At 36.9% G+C, this 1,048-nt stretch carries 1 protein-coding gene; it reads left to right on the top strand.

The features are described 5' to 3' along the window. Positions 1-134 precede the first annotated feature (134 nt). Positions 135-1,048 (top strand): IS4 family transposase (locus JCM9140_RS22055; RefSeq protein WP_034751838.1); only part of this gene is annotated, 914 nt, incomplete at its 3' end.

Genomic DNA, 1,048 nt, shown 5'->3' on the forward strand with positions numbered 1-1,048 from the left:
GTTGCATTAATTTAATTAAACTATTAGAAATACTCAAAATGTTCAATAATTTTATTTTGTGCATAAAAAAAGTCCTTTATAATGGATAAGTCAGGTGGTAATCCCGTCCAAATCCAATAATAAAGGACCAACGCATGGATAAGATTACACGAAAAACTTCATTTGGACAATGGTTTTCACCGATAAATCATGAATTATTTGATGATCAAGTGAAAACATTGAAATTAGATTTCTATACGAAAAAACTTACGACGGAATCATTTTTAAAATTATTACTTTACGCACAGCTCGAAGAAGTAGAAAGCCTTCATGCGCTGAGTGATTGTCTTTTCGATGACCAGCTTCAAAAAGGAATCAACCTTGATTCGATCAGTATTTCTCAGCTATCACGGCGATTAAATGGCATGAATCCAGATTTATTCCAAAGTCTTTTCCTGGATTTAGTCGCACAAATTCATGCCAAAACACACTACACCAAACTCATCATGCCGTTAAAAATCATTGACTCAAGTACATTGCCACTTAATTTGACTAATCATAAGTGGGCAAAGTTCCGCAAAACAAAAGCGGGTGTAAAGCTGCATTTGCGTCTTGTGTTTATGGAAAAAGGGATTTCCTATCCTGAAAAGGCTGTGATGACAACGGCAAAGGAACATGATCGTGGTCAACTAGAAATCATGGTCGATGACAAGGAATGCATGTATGTGTTTGACCGTGGCTATCTAGACTATGAACGCTTTGATCGGATGACAGATGACGGCTACTTTTTCCTATCAAGACTACGTAAAAACGCAGTCATACGAGAAGTTTACGATTTTAAACTACCCGAGAATTCGACTGTTCTGTCCGATCAAATGGTGTTGATTGGTACAACTCAAAACCGCACGGAGAACTATTTTCGTCTTCTAAGAGTGATTGATTCAAAAGGAAATGAGCTTCAGTTACTGACAAATCGTTTCGATTTGAGTGCCGAAGAAATTTCAGAGATGTATAAATCACGCTGGGCAATTGAGCTGTTTTTCAAATGGATTAAGCAGCATCTCAGCAT

The sequence above is a fragment of the Halalkalibacter wakoensis JCM 9140 genome, assembly GCF_000513095.1.
GTDB lineage: Bacteria > Bacillota > Bacilli > Bacillales > Bacillaceae_D > Halalkalibacter > Halalkalibacter wakoensis.